The sequence below is a fragment of the Streptomyces sp. 7N604 genome, assembly GCF_052245475.1.
In the GTDB taxonomy this organism is placed as follows: domain Bacteria; phylum Actinomycetota; class Actinomycetes; order Streptomycetales; family Streptomycetaceae; genus Streptomyces.
Genome location: NZ_JBQQBX010000055.1, coordinates 1 through 19,617, shown reverse-complemented (window position 1 = coordinate 19,617; position 19,617 = coordinate 1). Strand labels below are relative to the sequence as shown.

Annotated in this window: 15 protein-coding genes; 13 read left to right on the top strand and 2 right to left on the bottom strand. The window is 71.4% G+C overall.

Annotated features, from left to right (window positions below; translation table 11 throughout):
- Positions 1-81 precede the first annotated feature (81 nt).
- On the bottom strand, positions 82-684 hold the full coding sequence (locus tag ACTWP8_RS36135; RefSeq protein WP_443326299.1) for a hypothetical protein: 603 nt from the start codon (positions 682-684) through the stop codon (positions 82-84).
- A gap of 325 nt (positions 685-1,009) precedes the next feature.
- On the opposite strand from ACTWP8_RS36135, the gene ACTWP8_RS36130 reads away from it, so the two are divergent.
- From ACTWP8_RS36130 to ACTWP8_RS36095, 8 genes are all read left to right on the top strand, one after another.
- Positions 1,010-1,873: a bifunctional methylenetetrahydrofolate dehydrogenase/methenyltetrahydrofolate cyclohydrolase gene (locus ACTWP8_RS36130; RefSeq protein ID WP_443326298.1), complete on the top strand. Its 864-nt coding sequence runs from the start codon at positions 1,010-1,012 to the stop codon at positions 1,871-1,873.
- A gap of 17 nt (positions 1,874-1,890) precedes the next feature.
- Positions 1,891-2,637, top strand: a complete 747-nt coding sequence (locus ACTWP8_RS36125) for a DUF3017 domain-containing protein (RefSeq protein ID WP_443326297.1) — start codon at positions 1,891-1,893, stop codon at positions 2,635-2,637.
- 106 nt (positions 2,638-2,743) lie between these two features.
- On the top strand, positions 2,744-3,964 hold the full coding sequence (locus ACTWP8_RS36120) for an NADP-dependent isocitrate dehydrogenase (RefSeq protein ID WP_443326296.1): 1,221 nt from the start codon (positions 2,744-2,746) through the stop codon (positions 3,962-3,964).
- Between the two features lie 454 nt (positions 3,965-4,418).
- Positions 4,419-5,552, top strand: a complete 1,134-nt coding sequence (locus ACTWP8_RS36115) for a helix-turn-helix domain-containing protein (protein ID WP_443326295.1) — start codon at positions 4,419-4,421, stop codon at positions 5,550-5,552.
- 376 nt (positions 5,553-5,928) lie between these two features.
- Complete coding sequence (locus ACTWP8_RS36110) at positions 5,929-6,918, top strand: malate dehydrogenase (RefSeq protein WP_443326294.1); 990 nt, start codon at positions 5,929-5,931, stop codon at positions 6,916-6,918.
- 207 nt (positions 6,919-7,125) lie between these two features.
- On the top strand, positions 7,126-8,919 hold the full coding sequence (locus ACTWP8_RS36105) for a hypothetical protein (RefSeq protein ID WP_443326293.1): 1,794 nt from the start codon (positions 7,126-7,128) through the stop codon (positions 8,917-8,919).
- Positions 8,919-9,347, top strand: a complete 429-nt coding sequence (locus ACTWP8_RS36100; protein ID WP_443326292.1) for a hypothetical protein — start codon at positions 8,919-8,921, stop codon at positions 9,345-9,347. Before ACTWP8_RS36105 ends, ACTWP8_RS36100 begins: the two co-directional genes overlap by 1 nt.
- A gap of 1 nt (position 9,348) precedes the next feature.
- The gene (locus tag ACTWP8_RS36095) at positions 9,349-10,164 is read left to right on the top strand and encodes a hypothetical protein (RefSeq protein ID WP_443326291.1); all 816 of its coding nucleotides are present in this window, start codon (positions 9,349-9,351) and stop codon (positions 10,162-10,164) included.
- On the opposite strand, the gene ACTWP8_RS36090 is transcribed toward ACTWP8_RS36095, so the two are convergent.
- Complete coding sequence (locus tag ACTWP8_RS36090) at positions 10,154-11,626, bottom strand: glutamate synthase subunit beta (protein ID WP_443326311.1); 1,473 nt, start codon at positions 11,624-11,626, stop codon at positions 10,154-10,156. The two genes, ACTWP8_RS36095 and ACTWP8_RS36090, sit on opposite strands and share 11 nt — an antisense overlap.
- A gap of 365 nt (positions 11,627-11,991) precedes the next feature.
- Here ACTWP8_RS36090 and ACTWP8_RS36085 point away from each other — a divergent pair, with 365 nt between their 5' ends.
- The 5 genes from ACTWP8_RS36085 to ACTWP8_RS36065 all read left to right on the top strand — a co-directional run bounded on the left by ACTWP8_RS36085 (position 11,992) and on the right by ACTWP8_RS36065 (position 19,551).
- On the top strand, positions 11,992-13,494 hold the full coding sequence (locus ACTWP8_RS36085) for an aldehyde dehydrogenase family protein (RefSeq protein ID WP_443326290.1): 1,503 nt from the start codon (positions 11,992-11,994) through the stop codon (positions 13,492-13,494).
- A gap of 251 nt (positions 13,495-13,745) precedes the next feature.
- Positions 13,746-15,296, top strand: coding sequence for a GMC family oxidoreductase (locus ACTWP8_RS36080; protein WP_443326289.1), 1,551 nt, complete (start codon positions 13,746-13,748; stop codon positions 15,294-15,296).
- A complete protein-coding gene (locus ACTWP8_RS36075; protein WP_443326288.1) occupies positions 15,296-16,378 on the top strand; it encodes a quaternary amine ABC transporter ATP-binding protein in 1,083 nt (360 codons plus the stop codon). The genes ACTWP8_RS36080 and ACTWP8_RS36075 overlap by 1 nt, the downstream gene beginning before the upstream one ends.
- 136 nt (positions 16,379-16,514) lie before the next feature.
- Positions 16,515-18,491 (top strand): ABC transporter permease, encoded by a 1,977-nt coding sequence (locus ACTWP8_RS36070; protein ID WP_443326287.1) that lies wholly within the window; start codon positions 16,515-16,517, stop codon positions 18,489-18,491.
- Between the two features lies 1 nt (position 18,492).
- Positions 18,493-19,551: an ABC transporter substrate-binding protein gene (locus ACTWP8_RS36065; RefSeq protein WP_443326286.1), complete on the top strand. Its 1,059-nt coding sequence runs from the start codon at positions 18,493-18,495 to the stop codon at positions 19,549-19,551.
- The last annotated feature ends 66 nt before the right edge of the window (positions 19,552-19,617 follow it).

Genomic DNA, 19,617 nt, shown 5'->3' with positions numbered 1-19,617 from the left:
CGCGTGATTCCTCGCGTGATTCCTCGCGTTCTTCGCGCGATTCCTCGCGATCAGCGGCGCGGGCGGGAAGCGCCGTCGTGATCAGTAGCGCGGCCGGTTGAACCAGGCCGCCGTCTGGGACTGCAGCATCGCGGCCAGGATGAAACCGCCGATCGCGAGGCCGACGACACCGCCGACGGCGGAGCTGCCGGTGCCGGCCGCGAAGTTGCTCAGACTGAGCAGGATGAACAGCGCGGCGTAGACGATGGTCGCGATCCGGATGCCGGGGCCGCCGTTGCCGAACTTCGCGCCCAGGAAGATCGCGAAGCCCGCGAAGGCCAGGACGACGAAGACGACCGCGTAGCCGAGGCCCGCCAGGCCGTCGGTCTTGTCACCCGCTCCTATCTCGTTCGACACGTCCTGCGCCGCCGCGACGGCGATGGCCGCGACGATCGCCACGATGATCTGCAGCCCCGCGACGATGAACAGGATGACGCGGGCGGCCTGCGCCATGCCCGGCAGCTGCATCTGCACCGCACCGGGGCCGCCGGGATACGCCGGGTAGGGCGGGGCCGGCTGCTGCGCCGGATAGCCGTAGCCGGGCTGCGAGCCGTAGCCGGGCTGCGCCGGGGGCTGCTGCGGGTAGCCGTAAGGCTGGCCCTGCGGCTGCTGGCTGTAGGGGTTGTTCGGGTCGGAATAGCTCATCCGGGGTTCCTCCGAGCGGATGTACGGGGACGACACGCGCCGCACGGAGGTCGGATGAAACAGCGGCCCGCCCCCCGTACTGCCGCGGTAACTCTTTCGGTCATCGTCGTGGTGGAACCCGTCGGTTGTCCAGCCAAGATCCACAAACGTGGCGAATCGGAAACCTGGAGGGACTCCGGACGAAGCCCTGGGCGGCCCCCTGGGCGGTGGCATGAGCTGCGGAGGCGCCCTGATGGGGGCCTGATGGGGGCTCGATCGAGGCCTGATGCGGGGCTGACGGGGGCCTGATTGGAACGCAAGCCGCCGTATCCGGGAGGATGGAGGTATGACCGCCAAGATTCTCGATGGCAAGGCCACCGCCGCCGCGATCAAGTCAGAACTCGCCGCCCGCGTGGAGGCGCTCAAGGCCCGTGGGGTCACGCCGGGCCTCGGGACCCTGCTGGTCGGCGACGACCCGGGCAGCAAGTGGTACGTCGCGGGCAAACACCGCGACTGCTCCCAGGTGGGCATCGCCTCCATACAGCGTGAACTGCCCGACACCGCCACCCAGGACGAGATCGAGGCGGTCGTACGGGAACTCAACGAGGATCAGGCCTGCACGGGCTACATCGTCCAACTCCCGCTCCCCAAGGGCATCGACGTCAACCGGGTGCTCGAACTCATCGACCCGGCCAAGGACGCCGACGGCCTGCACCCGATGAGCCTCGGGCGCCTCGTCCTGAACGAGACCGGGCCGCTGCCCTGCACCCCGAACGGCATCGTCCAGCTGCTGCGCCACCACAAGGTGGAGATCAACGGTGCGCACGTCGTGGTCGTCGGCCGCGGCGTCACCGTCGGCCGCTCGATCGGCCTGCTGCTGACCCGTAAGTCCGAGAACGCGACGGTGACCCTGTGCCACACCGGCACCCGCGACCTGTCCGCCCAGCTGCGCCAGGCCGACATCATCGTCGCCGCCGCGGGCTCGCCGCACATCGTGAAGCCGGAGGACGTGAAGCCGGGCGCGGCCGTACTGGACGTGGGCGTGAGCCGGGACGAGCACGGCAAGATCGTCGGCGATGTGCACCCGGGTGTGGCGGAGGTCGCCGCCTGGATCTCGCCGAACCCCGGCGGCGTGGGCCCGATGACGCGGGCGCTGCTGCTGCAGAACGTCGTCGAAGCGGCCGAACGCCGTGCGCCTGCGGCGCGCTAGGAAGGGAGTCGCCACTCATGGCTGAAGGCCAGGCGAACGGCGCGGCCGGGGCGCCGCGCCTGCGGCGCGGTGCCTTCGGCGCGGAGCCCTGGAATCGGGGTGATGGCGGCGCCACTGAGCGGCACCCGCCCGCCGGGGCAGCCGGAGGCAGCACCGGCGGCGCGGCCGACCGGCACCCGCCCGCCGAGGCGGACCGTACTGGCGGCGGGGCGGCCGGAGACCCGGGCCGGGACGGCGACGGATCCGCGCGCGCCAGGAGCGCTGCGGAGCGCGGGGGCGCCGGTCCTCCCAGCACACCTGGTGGCACAGCCGCCCAGGGGCACCGCGGCGAGGCGGCGCCGGGCGCAGGCGCGGCGGTCGGCGAGTCGGGCCGCCCGCCCAAGAGCCGTCGTTTTCCCCGGGTCACGCGGGACACCGCGCGCCCGGAGGGAGGTGGGCGGGCCGCGTCGGGCGACGCGCCCGCGCCCGCGCGGCAGTGGCCGCTGCTGACCGTGCTCGGCGGGACCGCAGCCGGGCTGCTCGTCGTCACCGCAGGCGCCGTCCGGATCGGCATCATCATCGTCGGTCTCGCGCTCATCACCGGCGCCGTCCTGCGCTGGGCGCTGCCTGAAGTCGGCATGCTGGCCGTGCGGTCCCGGTTCACGGACATGGTCACGTACGGCGCGCTCGGCTTTGTGATCGTGATGCTGGCGATGATGATCCAGCCCGACCCATGGCTGGACATTCCCTGGCTGAAGGACGTGGTCCACTTCACGGTGCGCTGACGCGGCGAGGCCGGGCCGGGACCCTCCCGGCGTATTCTGGGAGCCGGGTATCTCGATGCCGAGATATTCGAAAGCCTGAGCCACGCGAGAGGGACGAAGCACTCCCATGGCCAAGATCAAGGTAGCCAACCCCGTCGTCGAGCTCGACGGCGACGAGATGACCCGCATCCTCTGGCAGTTCATCAAGGACAAGCTGATCCTGCCGTACCTCGATGTGGAGCTGAAGTACTTCGACCTGGGCATCGAGCACCGCGACGCCACGAACGACCAGGTCACCGTGGATGCGGCCAACGCGATCAAACAGCACGGCGTGGGCGTGAAGTGCGCCACCATCACACCGGACGAGGCCCGCGTCGAGGAGTTCGGCCTCAAGAAGATGTACCGGTCGCCGAACGGCACCATCCGCAACATCCTCGGCGGCGTCATCTTCCGCGAGCCGATCATCATGAGCAACGTCCCGCGGCTCGTCCCCGGCTGGACCAAGCCGATCGTCGTCGGCCGTCACGCCTTCGGCGACCAGTACCGCGCGACCGACCTGAAGATCCCGGGCGAGGGCACCCTCACCATGACCTTCACCCCGAAGGACGGCTCCGAGCCCATCGAGATCGATGTGTACGACTTCCCGGGCGGCGGTGTCGCGCTGGCCATGTACAACCTGGACGAGTCCATCCGCGACTTCGCCCGCGCGTCCTTCCGTTACGGCCTGACCCGTGACTACCCGGTCTACATGTCCACGAAGAACACGATCCTCAAGGCCTACGACGGCCGCTTCAAGGACATCTTCCAGGAGATCTTCGACTCCGAGTTCAAGGCCGAGTTCGACGCCAAGGGCCTGACGTACGAGCACCGCCTCATCGACGACATGGTCGCCGCGGCCCTGAAGTGGGAGGGCGGCTACGTCTGGGCGTGCAAGAACTACGACGGCGACGTCCAGTCCGACATCGTCGCGCAGGGCTTCGGCTCGCTCGGCCTGATGACCTCCGTGCTCATGTCCCCGGACGGCAAGACCGTCGAGGCCGAGGCGGCGCACGGCACCGTCACCCGCCACTACCGCCAGCACCAGCAGTCCAAGCCGACGTCGACGAACCCGATCGCGTCGATCTTCGCCTGGACCCGTGGCCTGGCCCACCGCGGCAAGCTCGACGACACCCCCGAGGTCATCAGGTTCGCCGAGACGCTCGAGCAGGTCTGCATCGAGACCGTCGAGGCCGGCCAGATGACCAAGGACCTGGCGCTGCTCATCTCCAAGGACCAGCCGTGGCTGACCACGGAGCAGTTCCTGGACGCCCTGGACACCAATCTGCAGAAGAAGATGGCCGCGGCCTGATTCGCAGAAGGCAGCGGAGATTCGGAGATTTCGCACAAGCAACGGCGCCCGTCCTCTCCCCCGGGTGAGGACGGGCGCCGTCGCGTTCGGAAGGGAGCGTCGCTGCCGCGCCCCCGTGGCGCGTCCCTTCCACGCACGAGGATCTTGGGCCCGGCGGCCGGGCTCAAGCTTTACGGGTCCCCTGTGGCGCAGAAGTGACGGTTTCGGCGCGGTGCTGCGTTCGTGCAACAACCGTCACCGGAATGTGTCGGATGTCTCGTGCTGGTACGCGTGAGCCCGGGGCGCTCGGTGTGAGGCATCCGGCCGCCTCCGACCGTATGCACGTGTGGGCCCCCGCTATGGGAACTGACATCCTGGACACGCGCATCCGTGAACGAGTCCCGGACAAGGGTGCGATGGGGGAGCTCACAGTGCCGGGACGATGTGCACGACTCGGGGGGAACAGGGGGAGGCAATGCCTCGTTGGAGGACGCTGCCGGAGGAACTCGACCCGCAGGTACGGGAGTTCACCAGTCAGCTCCGCAGGCTCGTCGACCGCAGCGGCCTGTCCGTTTCCGCGGTCGCCGACCGCACCGGCTACAGCAGGACGTCGTGGGAGCGCTATCTGAACGGCAGACTGCTGCCGCCGCAGGGCGCCGTCGTGGCCCTGGCCGAGGTGACCGGTGCGAACAGCGGTCATCTCACCACCATGTGGGAGCTGGCGGAGCGGGCCTGGAGCCGGGCCGAAATGCGGCACGACATAACGATGGAGGCGATACGCGTTGCGCAGGCGCGGGCCGCTCTGGGGGAGCTCGCCCCGCCGCCCGCGAAGGCTTCGAAATCGGCCAGGTCCGATAAAGGGCGCAAGGCGCGCAAGCCGGAGGAGGCCGCGGCTGCCGTCCCGGAACCCCGGGACTTCCCGGGCCACTTCGGGGCGGCCGACGCGGTCACCGGCGCCGACGCCGTCGATGGCGCCGGCGTCGGCGGCATCGGCGACGTTGGTCACACCGGCGACGGCAGTGATCGGGGCAGCCGCGGCAGCCGGAGGCGGGGCGGCCGCCGCGTACCGATGTTCCTGGCCGGGGTCCTCGGCGCGCTGGTCGTGATCGCGGGCGGCGTGCTGCTGCTCGGCCTCGGCAGGGACGACGGCAGCGAGGCCGCCGAGCCCCCGCCCTCGCCGACCGCCTCGAAGAAGCCCGACCTGCCCGCCGGGGTCAAGTGCAGCGGCGCCGACTGCGCAGGCGGGGACCCGGAGGTCATGGGCTGCGGCGGCAAGTACGCCGAGACCGTGTCCCAGGCGACCGTCGGCGGGGCGTTCATCGAAGTCCGCTACAGCGAGGTGTGCGGCGCGGCCTGGGCGCGTATCACGCAGGCCGCCCCGGGCGACGCGGTCAGCATCACCGCGGCGAAGCGGACCGAGAGCGGCACGGCGGACGCGGACAAGGACGCGTACACGCGCATGGTCACCGTGACAGCGCCGGAGTCGGCGAAGGCGTGCGCGCGGACGAAGGCGGGCGCCAACGGCTGCACCGTGCCCGAGGCCGGGGCCACCGCAGGAACTGCAGCCGGTGGCGGGAACGCCGAGACCGCGGGGACCGCCGGGAACTAGGACGCCGCGGACGTTGTGCGGCCCCGCTCCGTGTGCGGCCCCGCCCCGTGTGCGGCCCCGCTCCGTGTGCGGCCCCGCCCCGTGTGCGGCCCCGCCGCCTGGGGGCCTGCCCCGGAGTTCGGTGGTCCGGTGGCGAAGCCCCTCGTATAGAACGTCGCAAAACGTATGCATGCCCCCGCAGATCCAGGGCAGGCGAACCGCACCCCCCACGGGTGCCGTGCACCCCCAGGCGGCCGCTCGCTCTCCCCCCTCATCCCCGCGAGCGGCCGCCACGCACGGGGCGATAGCCTGACGCCGGAACTCTCTTGATACCAAGAGACCCACCGCATACGGGCAGGGACACCCACCGCCAGGCAAGCCAAAGCAGGAGATCGCCATGACCCGCACTCCCGTCAATGTCACCGTCACCGGCGCGGCCGGCCAGATCGGCTACGCGCTGCTCTTCCGCATCGCCTCAGGCCACCTCCTCGGCGCGGACGTGCCGGTCAAGCTGCGCCTTCTCGAGATCACGCCGGCCCTCAAGGCCGCCGAGGGCACCGCCATGGAGCTCGACGACTGCGCCTTCCCGCTGCTCCGGGGCATCGACATCACCGACGACCCGAACGTGGCGTTCGACGGCACGAACGTCGCCCTGCTCGTCGGCGCCCGCCCCCGTACCAAGGGCATGGAGCGCGGCGACCTGCTCGAGGCCAACGGCGGCATTTTCAAGCCGCAGGGCAAGGCCATCAACGACCACGCCGCGGACGACGTCAAGGTTCTGGTCGTCGGCAACCCGGCGAACACCAACGCGCTGATCGCCCAGTCCGCCGCCCCGGACGTACCGGCCGAGCGGTTCACCGCGATGACCCGCCTCGACCACAACCGCGCGATCTCGCAGCTGTCGAAGAAGACCGGCGTCCCGGTCTCCGAGATCCGCAAGCTCACCATCTGGGGCAACCACTCGGCGACCCAGTACCCCGACATCTTCCACGCGGACGTCGCGGGCAAGAACGCCGCCGAGGTCGTGAACGACGAGAAGTGGCTGTCCGACACCTTCATCCCGACCGTCGCCAAGCGCGGCGCCGCGATCATCGAGGCGCGCGGCGCGTCCTCGGCCGCCTCCGCCGCCAACGCCGCGATCGACCACATCCACACCTGGGTGAACGGCACCGCGGACGGCGACTGGACCTCCATGGGCATCCCGTCGGACGGCTCGTACGGCGTCCCGGAGGGCCTCATCTCCTCCTTCCCGGTCACCACCAAGGACGGCAAGTACGAGATCGTCCAGGGCCTGGAGATCAACGACTTCTCCCGCACCCGTATCGACGCCTCCGTCGCCGAGCTGGCGGAGGAGCGCGACGCGGTTCGCGGCCTCGGCCTCATCTGACCCGGGCGGGTCACGGCACCCGGAGAAATTCGAGCGCCTGAGCGACCCGGAACACCCGAGAATCCGAAACACTCGAAAGGCCCGTGAAGGGCACGTGAAAGGCCCCGGTTGTCTACCGGGGCCTTTTCCGTTTCCCTATGCTGAGGCGGCGTCCAAACCGTCAACTCCCCCTGTGTGAACGGGAGTTCGAGCAGCTCGGGGGAACATGTGTCACGCCAGCACATCCCGGCACAGCCCGCTCTTCCGTCGCAGTCCCAGCCCCAGTCCCGGCCCCAGCCCCAGTCCCGGCCCCAGCCGGAGCATGCCACTCGCCCTGCCGCCAGCGAGGCCACCCGGCTGCTGTGTGCCGGCACGTACCTGGACGACGACTACCGCGACGCGGTCCTCGACGAGCTCTACGTCCACGAGGAGCGGATCGCGGCCCCGTCCCTCGGCATCGACGCGGCCCGGGTGCTCGCCCACGCGCTGCGCGCCCGCCGCCTCCAGGCGGTCTGGGCGGTGGCCGTCGTCGCCCTCTGGGTGCTCGCCTTCGTCTTCGCCAGTACGCAGGCCACTGCCTTCCTCATCCCGTGCGTGCTGCTGGTGCTGGCCGCCCGGCTCCGCGGCGGCGCCTCGGGCCCGTTCCACGCCGACTACCCGGGCGCACGGCGCACCCGCCGCTTCCGGCGGGTGGCAGCGGCCTATCTTCGCCTCGTGGGCCGGCTGTCGCTGGCGCTCTACGCGGTGTCGGCGCTCATGGTCGCCACGGCCGACGAGGAGACCCTCTACGAGCTGCAGAGCACCGACCTGATCGTCTCGGACGAGCGCGCGGCGGCCTGGGTCGCGCTGATCATTCCCCTGGCGATGGCCGCGTGCATCGGAGCCCACCGCGAGCAGGTGGCCAGGATCATCTCACGCGAGCTTCAACCCGAAGCCTTCGCCGACCGGGCCCGCCCGGACGTCGCGGAGGCCACGGCCGGGGAGCGCTTCGCGCGCCTGCAGCAGCGGATCCGGCTCGAACAGCGCTCGCCCCTCATCTATTACCACCCGCAGCAGCCCTTCCTCGGCGCGGGCAGCCCGTACGAGCCCTGGACGCTCGCCGTCGAGCTGCGCCGGGACCCGAACGCGCCGGGGAAGCCGCTGGCCGAGCTCAACAACCGGGAGGTCCTGCGGCGCGTCAAGCCCCTGGTCGAGAACCTGCGCACGCCCGCGAACCCCGATGCCCCGCAGGCCGCCACGGTCCGCGACCGGCTGCGCGGCCTCGAGGTCGACGAGTGCGTCTTCGTACGGGCCACGGGCGTGCCGGTGCGCGCCCAGGCGCCGCTGCAGCAGAAGCACTTCGACGCGGAGCGGGAGCGCGCCATCGAGGAGGGCGGCGAGGGCCGCAGGCACTTCCTGCGCATCCGCGTCGGCGCCTGGGAGGAAGAGGTCGTCATCACCGTCTTCGTCCGAGTGCACACACAGGGCCGCATGCTGATGCTGGAGATCGCCCCGCACGTGCTGCGGCCCGTGCGCCGCGACTTCCGCGCCGTGGACCGCGTCTCCGCCGACTACTGGCGCGGCAAGCCGCTGGGCAGGGCGGTCTGGGCGCTCGGACAGCTGCCCATGGGCGCCGTCCGGTCAGTCGTCCACGCCTTCCGCGAGGCCGGTTTCCTGTGGCGGATGTGGACCGGAGGCCACGCGGCGGCCCTGCCCGACGGGCCCTGGACGTCCGTACGGGAACTGGGCAGCGACGAAGGAGCCTCGCTCTTCCAGGAGATGGACGTCAGCCGCTACCTCAAGAGCATCCAGGACCGGGTCGCCAACGGCGTACGGCAGGCGCTCGCCGCGGCGGGCTGGCAGACCGACGAGTTCGTGCAGCAGGTCGTCAACGTCAGCGGCGTGTACATCGGATCCGCGGAGAACAGCGCCATCGCGGTCGGCGACCACAACACGCTGGAGAACAAGCCGGCGGAGGACCAGCCGGCGGCAGGCGGGGAGCAGGACCAGGAGCAGGAGCACGTGGAAACGGGAGGGCAGTGATGGCGGCCGGTGAGCCGGACGAGGGCAGCGGGGGCGGCGGCGGCCGCGGGCGCGGTAGGGGGCCGGGCGGCGGGGGCACGCGTATCGGCGACGTGACCGGCAGCGCCGTCGTGATCGGCAGCAACAACCAGGTCAGCAACACGACGGGAAACACCGGCGGCCCGGCGGCGAAGGACGAGGGCCACGAGCGGCTGCTGCTGGCCGTACAGCAGCTCAGGGACGACCTCGGGCGGCTGGTCGCGACCCCCGAGATCACCGCACTGCGCGACGAACTCGACGACACCGAGGGGGAGATCCGGCGCACCGGCCAGGCCGACCCGGGCCGCTTCGCCCGGCTGCGGCAGCTGCTGCAGGACGCCGCCACGGGCATCGGCGCGCTCGCCTCAGGGGTCGCCGTCGGGCAGGCGCTGGCCGCGCTGGGCGGCTGAGATGGGCGAGGGTGAGAACGAGCCGTACTGGGACGAGCAGTCGCAGCGCTGGGTGATGGGCACGGCGCCGCCCGGCCCGCCTGCCCCGCCCGGACTCTACGATCCGGCGCCACGGCCGCCGAACAGCTGGGTGCTGCCCGCGACCCGCTCCCGGGTCGCTGTGCTGCTGACCGCCGCGGCCGTCCTCGGCGGCGGGCTCGGCTTCGGCGTCTGGGCGCTGCTCCGCGACGGCGGCGGCCCTGCCGATGCCCGGCCGGGTACGAGCGTGAGCGCCTCGCCGACCGGGCCCGCGCCGGAGTCGAACCCGCCCGCTTCCGCATCCCCGAGCACGGCGGCGGATGAGCCGCCCGAGGGCTTCCAGCGGGTGGAGGACCCCGGCGGATTCAGGCTGGACGTGCCCACGGGGTGGCAGCGCAGCGAGGACGGGACCGGGATCTTCTACAAGTCGGCCGACGAGCGGGGCCTGATCCAGATCTTCCGGCTGGACGGCCCCGAGGCGACCCCGTACGACGCATTGCTGGAGGCTGAGCGGTTCCTCAAGAACAACAAGAACTACGAGCGGCTCGGGCTGCAGAGGCTCGGCCCCGGCGACGGCTCCGACGCGGAGCTCGACTACGCCTACGACAGTGAGAAGACCGGCCCGCGCCGGGTCCTCGACCGGGTCTTCACGGCGCCCGACAGCGAGATGTACGCGGTGCTGGTAGCGGGGCCCCGCGAGGACTGGCCCGAGCAGCGGGACATCCAGGAGGTCGCACTGGACGCGTTCTGTCCGACGGGCTTCTGCGATGCGGGAGATGGCGGAGCGCCTACGCCGTAAGCGGGCGGTCCGCCGGGCCGATGGGGGCCGGGAGGACGGTGGACCCGGTGAGGTAGCGGTCCACGGCCGCCGCGGCGGCGCGGCCCTCCGCGATGGCCCAGACGACCAGGGACTGGCCACGGCCCGCGTCGCCCGCCGCGAAGACCCCGTCCGTGGTCGTCGTGAAGCGCGCGTCGCGGGCGACGTTCCCGCGGCCGTCCAGCTCGAGACCGAGCTGGTCCATCAGCCCGTCGTCCTGCTCGGGCCCGGAGAAGCCGAGGGCCAGCAGCACCAGCTGCGCCGGGATCACCCGCTCGGTGCCCGGGAGCGGCCGCCTGTGCTCAGGCTCGACCTCGGCGAGGTGCAGCGACCGGACGCCGCCGCGCTCGTCCCCCTCGAAGCGGAGGGTGGCGGAGGCGAAGATCCGGGGGTCGCCGCCCGCTCCGTCCCTGGCCTCTTCGTGGGCGTGCGAGATCCGGTAGACCTTCGGGTACGTGGGCCACGGCTCGTCGTCCCGCCGTCCTTCGCCCGGCTCCGGGTTGATGTCCAGCTGGGTCACGGTGGCCGCGTGCTGGCGGATGGCGGTGCCGAGGCAGTCGGAGCCGGTGTCTCCGCCGCCGACGATCACGACGTGCTTGCCCTCCGCGGTGACGGGCGGCGCGTCGTAGTCGCCCTCCTGCACCCGGTTGGAGAGGGTCAGGTACTCCATGGCCTGGTGGATTCCGGTCAACTCCCGGCCGGGTACGGGAAGTTCCCGCCACGCGGTGGCGCCCACGGCGAGCACCATCGCGTCGTAGCGCCCGCGCAGCTCTGCGGCGTCGACATCGCGGCCCACGTCCACGCCGGTGCGGAACTTGGTCCCCTCGGCCCGCATCTGGTCGATGCGGCGGTCGATGTGGCGCTTCTCCATCTTGAATTCCGGGATGCCGTAGCGGAGGAGCCCACCGATGCGGTCGGCCCGCTCGTAGACGGCGACGGTGTGCCCGACGCGGGTGAGCTGCTGGGCGGCGGCGAGACCGGCGGGGCCCGAACCTATGACGGCGACGGTCTTGCCGCTGAGCCGCTGGGGCGGCTGCTCAGGCGCATAGCCGCGGTCCCACGCCTGGTCGGCGATGGTGGACTCGATGTCCTTGATCGTCACGGGGTCGGAGTTGATCGCCAGGACGCAGGAGTCCTCGCACGGAGCGGGGCAGAGGCGGCCGGTGAACTCGGGGAAGTTGTTGGTGGCGTGCAGCCGCTCGGCGGCGGCGCGCCAGTCGCCCTGCGAGGCGTACTCGTTCCACTCCGGGATCAGGTTTCCCAGCGGGCAGCCGCTGTGGCAGAACGGCACGCCGCAGTCCATGCACCGGCCGGCCTGCTCGGTGACGACCGGGAGCAGGTCCTGACCCGCGTAGACCTCATGCCAGTCGGACACGCGCTCCGCGGCAGGGCGGCGCGGTCTGGATTTGCGGGGGGTTTTGAGGAAGCCCTTGGGGTCGACCATGTGCTGCTCCATCGCTTGCAGCGTCGCACCACGGCGTTCCGGCCACTCTACGCCTGCTTTGTCCACCTTTCACCGGCCTGAAACCCCCGGATCGCGCCCCGGGCGCCGCTGTGGGGGCGGCCCTCCGTCGCACCGCCCCGAGTAAGCGCCGGCCGAGCCGAATGCCGCCCCGCGGCGGTGCGTACCCGCCCGGCCCCGCCCGTCTGCAGTCGGCGCAGAGTCCCGGTGCGCGCAGCGTGAAATGGGTCACTGAGCGTGAAAACTTGCGCATGCCTTTGCCGCTTCGGGGGAGGGGTCCCTGCTGCTGGTCGGCCGCGCGGTCGTCCGGTGATGAACATGTCAGGCAGTGGAAGGCAGAAAGCGACGTGTCGGCAACCGAGAGTATTCACATCGACGGGGTGTGGCGATCCGCCGCATCCGGTGTCAGTCGCGAGGTCCTCGACCCCGCAGACGCCAGGACTCTGGCGCGCGTCGCCGAGGGTGGCGCCGAGGACGCCGATGCAGCCGTCGCCGCAGCCCGCCATGCGTTCGACTCCGGTTCCTGGCCGCACACGCCCGTCGCCGAGCGCGCCGCGCTGCTGCGCCGGGTCGCCGAACTGCTGCAGCGCGACCGCGAGGAGATCGCGCTCATCGAGAGCCGGGACACCGGCAAGACGCTCGAGGAGGGGCGGGTCGACGTCGATGACGTCACCAACGCCTTCCGGTACTTCGCCGACCTCGTCGTCAACGAGAGCGGCGGGCGCGTCGTCGACGCCGGCTCCGACGACGTACACAGCGTCGTCGTCCACGAGCCGGTCGGCGTCTGCGCGCTGATCACCCCCTGGAACTACCCGCTCCTCCAGGCCAGCTGGAAGATCGCCCCCGCGCTCGCCGCCGGCAACACCTTCGTCATCAAGCCGAGTGAGATCACGCCGCTCTCCACCGTCCACCTCGTCGGACTGCTCGTCGAGGCCGGGCTCCCGGCCGGGGTGGCCAACATCGTCACCGGCGCAGGTGACCCCGTCGGCGCCCGGCTCTCCGAGCACCCCGGCGTCGACCTGATCTCCTTCACCGGTGGCCTCGCCAGCGGCACCAAGGTCATGCAGGCCGCCGCGCCCACCGTGAAGAAGGTCGCGCTGGAGCTGGGGGGCAAGAACCCCAACGTCGTGTTCGCCGACGCGTGCGCAACCGACGAAGGGTTCGACACCGCCGTCGACCAGGCCCTGAACGCCGCCTTCATCCACAGCGGCCAGGTCTGCTCCGCCGGTGCCCGGCTCATCATCGAGGAGTCCGTCCGCGACCGGTTCGTCGCCGAGCTGGCCGCCCGCGCCGAGCGGATCAAGCTGGGCCGCGGCACCGAGGACGGCGTCGAGTGCGGCCCGCTCGTCTCGGCCCAGCAGCTCGAGAAGATCGAGGCGTACGTCGACTCGGCCAGGGAAGAGGGCGCGGTCGTACGCTGCGGCGGCAAGCGGCCGAAGCCTTCCGACGTACGGCCCGCGACCGGCTACTTCTACCCGCCGACCGTCCTCGACTACTGCCACGGCGAGATGCGCGTCGTGCGCGAGGAGACCTTCGGACCGATCCTCACCGTCGAGACCTTCCACACGGAGGACGACGCCGTCGCGCTCGCCAACGACACCGAGTACGGGCTCGCGGGCGCCGTGTGGACCTCCGACCCCGGCCGCGCGCGGCGCGTCGCCCGCCGCCTGCGCCACGGCACGGTGTGGATCAACGACTACCACCCGTACGTCCCGCAGGCCGAGTGGGGCGGCTTCGGCAAGTCCGGCATCGGGCGCGAGCTCGGCCCCTCCGGCCTCGCCGAGTACCGCGAGGCCAAGCACATCTACCAGAACCTCGACCCGCGCCCGGTGCGGTGGTTCGGCGGCTGACGCCGCGGAATCGGCGGTCGCGCTCGCCGGTGTTGCGCCCTCCGGCGGTCGCGCCCTCCGGTGGTCGCGCCCGCGGGTGGTCGCGCCCTCCGGCCGGCCGCCCCGCCGGCGGTGGCGTACGGCGGCCCGCGCCCCGGAGTGACCGAGGGCGCCGGGCCCCGCGGACACGTGAAGACCGCCCCTGAGACCCCAGAGAAGGCCACCGGATGGCACGTACGACGGTGGCACGTACGACGAGGAGCAACACCCCCATGACCATCCCCCGCAGCTACGACTACGTCGTGGTCGGCGGCGGCACCGCAGGATCGGTGATCGCCTCCCGCCTCACTGAGGACCCGGACGTCACGGTCGCCGTCATCGAGGGCGGTCCCTCCGACATCGACCGGCCCGACGTCCTGACCCTGCGCCGCTGGCTCGGCCTGCTGGGCGGGGACCTCGACTACGACTACCCGACGGTGCCCCAGCCGCGCGGGAACTCGTACATCCGGCACAGCCGGGCCCGCGTGCTCGGCGGCTGCTCCTCGCACAACACCCTGATCAGCTTCAAGCCGCTGCCGTCCGACTGGGACGAGTGGGCTTCAGCCGGCGCCGAGGGCTGGGACGCGGCGTCCATGGACCCGTACTTCGACCGACTGCGCAACAACATCGTGGCCGTCGACGAGAAGGACCGGAACGCCATCGCCCGCGACTTCGTCGAGGCGGCGCAGGGCGCGCTGGGCGTGCCGCGCGTCGAGGGCTTCAACAAGGAGCCGTTCCACGAGGGCGTCGGCTTCTTCGACCTCGCCTACCACCCCGAGAACAACAAGCGTTCCTCGGCCTCCGTCGCGTACCTCCACCCGCACATCGAAGCGGGCGACCGGCCGAACCTCCACATCCTGCTGGAGACCTGGGCGTACAAGCTGGAGCTGGACGGCACGCGCGCCACCGGCGTCCACGTCCGTACGAAGGACGGCGAGGAGATCCTCGTCGGGGCGGGCCGCGAAGTCCTCGTCTGCGCGGGCGCGGTGGACACCCCGCGGCTGCTGATGCACTCCGGCATCGGGCCGAAGCGGGACCTGGAGGCGCTCGGCATCCCCGTCGTGCACGACCTGCCGGGCGTCGGGGAGAACCTGCTCGACCACCCCGAGTCGGTAATCGTGTGGGAGACGGACGGGCCGATTCCGGAGAACTCCGCGATGGACTCGGACGCCGGTCTCTTCGTACGGCGGGACCCGGAGTCCAGCGGCCCCGACCTGATGTTCCACTTCTACCAGATCCCGTTCACCGACAATCCGGAGCGGATCGGCTACGAGAAGCCCGAGCACGGCGTGTCGATGACCCCGAACATCCCCAAGCCGCGCAGCCGCGGGCGCCTCTACCTCACCAGCGCCGACCCGGCCGTCAAGCCCGCCCTCGACTTCCGCTACTTCACGGACGAGGACGACTACGACGGCAACACCCTCGTCGACGGCATCAAGATCGCCCGGGAGATCGCGAAGACCGAGCCGCTCGCCCAGTGGCTCAAGCGCGAGGTCTGCCCCGGCCCCGAGGTCACCGACGACGAGGAGCTCAGCGCGTACGCACGGCACGTCGCGCACACCGTCTATCATCCTGCGGGCACCTGCCGCATGGGTGCCACGACCGATGAACTCGCCGTCGTCGACCCGGAGTTGAAGATCAGGGGCTTGGAGGGGATCCGGATCGCCGATGCGTCCGTGTTCCCGACGATGCCCGCCGTCAACCCCATGATCGGCGTCCTGATGGTGGGGGAGAAGGCCGCAGAACTGCTTGTCCAGAAAACGACACCGGGAGGTGACGCGTGATGTCCGGGAACCAGACAACCGATCCGGTGTTCTCCGTCCGCAACCTGTGGAAGGTCTTCGGCCCCAAGGCCGACCGTATCCCCGGCAGCCCGTACGCCGAGCTGCCCGCGGACGAGCTGCGCGCGCAGACCGGCTGTACCGCTGCCGTGCACGACGTCTCCTTCGACGTCCGCAAGGGCGAGGTCTTCGTCGTCATGGGCCTGTCCGGCTCCGGCAAGTCCACCCTCGTCCGCTGCCTGACCCGGCTCATCGAGCCGACCAGCGGCAGCCTGACCATCGATGGCGAGGACGTCCTCGCCATGGACAGGACCCGGCTGCGCGAGCTGCGCAGGCACCGCGCCGCGATGGTGTTCCAGCACTTCGGTCTGCTGCCGCACCGCTCCGTCCTCGACAACGTCGCGTACGGCCTGGAGATCCAGGGCGTCGGCAAGGCCGAACGCCGGGCCAGGGCGACCGAGATGGTGGAGAAGGTCGGCCTCGCGGGCCTCGAGGCGCGCCGCCCGGGCCAGCTCTCCGGCGGTCAGCAACAGCGCGTCGGCCTCGCCCGCGCGCTCGCCGTCGACCCCGAAGTGCTGCTCTTCGACGAGCCGTTCAGCGCCCTCGACCCGCTCATCCGCCGCGACATGCAGGAAGAGGTCATCCGCCTGCACCGCGAGGAGGGCCGGACGATGGTCTTCATCACCCACGACCTCAGCGAGGCGCTGCGGCTCGGCGACCGGATCGCGCTGATGCGCGACGGCCGGATCGTGCAGCTCGGCACGCCCGAGGAGATCGTCGGCTCCCCGGCCGACGACTACGTGCGGGAGTTCGTCCGGGACGTGCCGCGCGAGCAGGTGATCACCGTCGGTACGGCCATGCGCCCGGCGGACGTCGGCGAGTCCGCGTCCGGACCCGCGCTCGCCCCGAGCGCCACGGTCTCCGAGGCCATCGAGGCCGTCGCCCGCTCCGGCGACCCGGCCGCCCGGGTCATGTCCGACGGCAAGCTGCTCGGCGTCGTCGACCACGAGTGCCTGATCGGCGTCGTGGCGGGCTCGGGCGCCTCGGGCGCCTCCGGCGCCGAGGGCAAGGAGGTGACGGTATGACGAGCCGCTTCTCCGTAGCCAGGTCGGCGGGGCACCACCCCGGTGGTTGCGCGTCGTTGCCGAGTGCGGGCCGGTGGCCGGTTTGTGCCTACCCGGTCCGCCCCGCGGAACGCATGCCCACGAACCGGAGGCGCCGATGACCGCCGCCACGTCCGTCGGCGGGGCCGACGTCCCGCGCTCGTTCTCGCTGCGCACGGTGGTCCGCCACCGGGCGCTCGGCAAGCTGCTCCTGCTCGCCGTCGCGGCAGCGGTTCTCGTTCCGCTGGTTCATGCCCGGTGGGCCAGCGGCACCTGGCCGGACGCGCTGACCGTCGACGTGTCCGAGCCGCTGACCAAGGTCAGCGACTGGATCATCGACAACCGTGACAGCCACCCGCTCTTCCTCTACTTCTTCGGGCACATCAGCAACGCCATCGTGCTGTCCGTGCGCGCCGTCTATCTGCTGCTGCTCGCGCTCGGCTGGGCCGGCGTCACGGCCGCGGCCGCGCTGATCGCGTGGCGCGTCGCGGGCGTACGGCTCGCGCTGACCGCCGCCGCCTCCTTCGCGCTGTGCGGCCTGCTCGGCATGTGGGTGCCGACGATGCAGACCCTGGCCCTGATGGTCGTGGCGGTCCTCGCCTCGGTCGTGCTGGGTGTGCTGCTCGGCCTCGCCGCCGGGTTGTCGGACCGTACGTACCGCACGCTGCGGCCCGTACTCGACACGATGCAGGTGCTGCCCGCCTTCGCGTACCTGCTGCCCGTCGTGCTCGTCTTCGGCATCGGCGTACCGGCCGCGGTCCTGGCGACCGTGGTGTACGCGGCACCGCCCATGACCCGGCTCACCGCGCTCGGGCTGCGGAACGCCGACGGCGGGGTCATGGAGGCCGTCGCCTCGCTCGGCGCGACCGGCAGGCAGCGGCTGCTGACGGCCCGGCTGCCGCTGGCCCGCAAGGAGCTGCTGCTCGGCGTCAACCAGACGATCATGATGGCGCTGTCCATGGCGGTCATCGCGTCCATGATCGGCGCGGGCGGCCTCGGCGACCGGGTCTACCAGGCGCTGTCCTCGGTGGACGTGGGCGCTGCGCTCGCCGCCGGTATCCCGATCGTGCTGCTGGCCGTCGTCCTGGACCGGGTGACCGGAGCCGCGGGCGAGCGGATCGGCGCCGAGCCGACCGGGCACTCGCTGCTGCGCGGATGGCGGGGCTGGGCCCTCGCCGCCCTGGCAGCGGCCGCCGTCGCCGTCGCCGGACGGCTGTCGGGCCGCACCGCCTGGCCCGACAGCTGGGTCGTCGCCATCGCCGAGCCCGTCAACACCGGCAAGGACTGGATGGTCGACCACCTCTACACCGGCGTCCCGGTGGTGGGCGGCACCGCCGACTGGGCCGCGCACTTCACCCACTGGGTCCTGGACCCCGTACGCGACGGTCTGCTCGGCCTGCCCTGGTGGGCCGTGCTACTGATCGTCGCCGCCCTCGCCTGGCTCATCGGCACCTGGCAGACCGCCCTCACCGCCGTCATCGCGATGGCCGCGATCGGCGTCCTCGGGGTGTGGAAGCCGTCGATGGACACGCTCTCGCAGGTCCTTGCGGCCGTCGCCGTGACGCTGGTGCTCGGCCTCGCCATCGGGGTTGCCGCCGCGCGCAGCGCCCGCCTGGAAAAGCTGCTGCGGCCGGTGCTCGACGTCTTCCAGACGATGCCGCAGTTCGTCTATCTGATCCCGGTGGTCGCGCTGTTCGCGGTCGGCCGCGCGCCCGCGGTGGCCGCGGCGGTCGTGTACGCGCTGCCCGCCGTCGTACGCATCACCACCCAGGGGCTGCGGCAGGTCGACCCGGCGGCGCTGGAGTCCGCGCGCTCGATGGGCGCGACCGGCGCCCAGCAGCTGCGCCAGGTCCAACTGCCGCTGGCTCGCCCGGCGTTGCTCCTCGCCGTCAACCAGGGCGTCGTCCTGGTCCTCGCCGTCGTCATCATCGGCGGTCTGGTCGGCGGTGGCGCGCTCGGGTACGACGTCGTGGCCGGCCTGGCCCGCGGCGACCTCGCGACCGGGCTGGTCGCGGGCGCGGCGATCGTCTGCCTGGGGCTGATGCTCGACCGGGTCACCCAGCCCACACAGCGCCGCGCGCGGAAGGAGGCCTGACATGGCGCGTATACGGATGCCGCGTCCGCGGATTTCGCGTCTGCGGATTTCGCGTCTGCGGATTTCGGATCTGCCGATACGGAGTCTGCCGATACGGAAGAAGACCGCCGCGGCCGTCGCCTCGGCCGCCGCACTGCTCGCGGCGACCGGCTGCGGCGCGGCGGACATGACCAAGCAGGCGTCGCCGTACGCCAACGCGCAGGGCGCGAAGACCGTCACCCTCTCCGTCCAGTCCTGGGTGGGCGCGCAGGCCAACGTCGCCGTCGCGCAATACCTGCTGGAGCACGAGCTGGGCTACCGCGTCGACACCGTCCAGGTCGACGAGATCCCCGCCTGGGACGCGCTCAGCCAGGGCCGCGTCGACGCGATCATGGAGGACTGGGGCCACCCGGACCAGGAGCAGCGGTACGTCAAGGACAAGAAGACGATCGCGCGCGGCGGCGACCTCGGGGTGACGGGACACATCGGCTGGTACGTGCCGAAGTACTTCGCGGAAGCGCACCCGGACGTCACCGACTGGAAGAACCTGAACAAGTACGCGGACCAGCTGCGCACGGCGGAGAGCGGCAGCAAGGGCCAGCTCCTCGACGGCTCGCCCTCGTACATCACCAACGACAAGGCGCTGGTGAAGAACCTGGACCTGGACTACCAGGTGGTCTTCGCGGGCTCCGAGGCGGCGCAGATCACCCAGATCAAGCAGTTCGCCAAGCAGAAGAAGCCGTTCCTGACGTACTGGTACGAGCCGCAGTGGCTGTTCAACCAGGTGCCGATGGTGGAGGTGAAGCTGCCGGAGTACACGGATGCGTGCGGGGAGAAGGGGACGGAGGACCCCGAGTCCATCGACTGCGCGTACCCGACGACCCCGCTGCAGAAGTTCCTGAACGCGGACTTCGAGAAGAAGGGCGGCAAGGCCGCCGAGTTCCTGAAGAAGTTCAAGTGGACGAAGGAGCACCAGAACGAGGTCTCCGAGCTGATCGCCGCGGACAAACTGTCGCCGCAGGAGGCGGCGGAACGGTGGGTCGAGGAGCACCCGGACGTCTGGAAGGCATGGCTGCCCTAGCCGCCTGCGCATTCCTCCACTCCCAACCCGCCCCGCGGTCTTCCCTGCAGAGCAGGGAAGACCGCG

What these genes read in the sequence shown, in the direction of transcription:
- ACTWP8_RS36135 (WP_443326299.1), bottom strand. Translation starts at nt 684, where the DNA reads ATGAGCTATTCCGACCCGAACAACCCCTACAGCCAGCAGCCGCAGGGC.
- ACTWP8_RS36130 (WP_443326298.1), top strand. Translation starts at nt 1,010, where the DNA reads ATGACCGCCAAGATTCTCGATGGCAAGGCCACCGCCGCCGCGATCAAG.
- ACTWP8_RS36125 (WP_443326297.1), top strand. Translation starts at nt 1,891, where the DNA reads ATGGCTGAAGGCCAGGCGAACGGCGCGGCCGGGGCGCCGCGCCTGCGG.
- ACTWP8_RS36120 (WP_443326296.1), top strand. Translation starts at nt 2,744, where the DNA reads ATGGCCAAGATCAAGGTAGCCAACCCCGTCGTCGAGCTCGACGGCGAC.
- ACTWP8_RS36115 (WP_443326295.1), top strand. Translation starts at nt 4,419, where the DNA reads ATGCCTCGTTGGAGGACGCTGCCGGAGGAACTCGACCCGCAGGTACGG.
- ACTWP8_RS36110 (WP_443326294.1), top strand. Translation starts at nt 5,929, where the DNA reads ATGACCCGCACTCCCGTCAATGTCACCGTCACCGGCGCGGCCGGCCAG.
- ACTWP8_RS36100 (WP_443326292.1), top strand. Translation starts at nt 8,919, where the DNA reads ATGGCGGCCGGTGAGCCGGACGAGGGCAGCGGGGGCGGCGGCGGCCGC.
- ACTWP8_RS36095 (WP_443326291.1), top strand. Translation starts at nt 9,349, where the DNA reads ATGGGCGAGGGTGAGAACGAGCCGTACTGGGACGAGCAGTCGCAGCGC.
- ACTWP8_RS36090 (WP_443326311.1), bottom strand. Translation starts at nt 11,626, where the DNA reads ATGGTCGACCCCAAGGGCTTCCTCAAAACCCCCCGCAAATCCAGACCG.
- ACTWP8_RS36080 (WP_443326289.1), top strand. Translation starts at nt 13,746, where the DNA reads ATGACCATCCCCCGCAGCTACGACTACGTCGTGGTCGGCGGCGGCACC.
- ACTWP8_RS36075 (WP_443326288.1), top strand. Translation starts at nt 15,296, where the DNA reads ATGTCCGGGAACCAGACAACCGATCCGGTGTTCTCCGTCCGCAACCTG.
- ACTWP8_RS36070 (WP_443326287.1), top strand. Translation starts at nt 16,515, where the DNA reads ATGACCGCCGCCACGTCCGTCGGCGGGGCCGACGTCCCGCGCTCGTTC.
- ACTWP8_RS36065 (WP_443326286.1), top strand. Translation starts at nt 18,493, where the DNA reads ATGGCGCGTATACGGATGCCGCGTCCGCGGATTTCGCGTCTGCGGATT.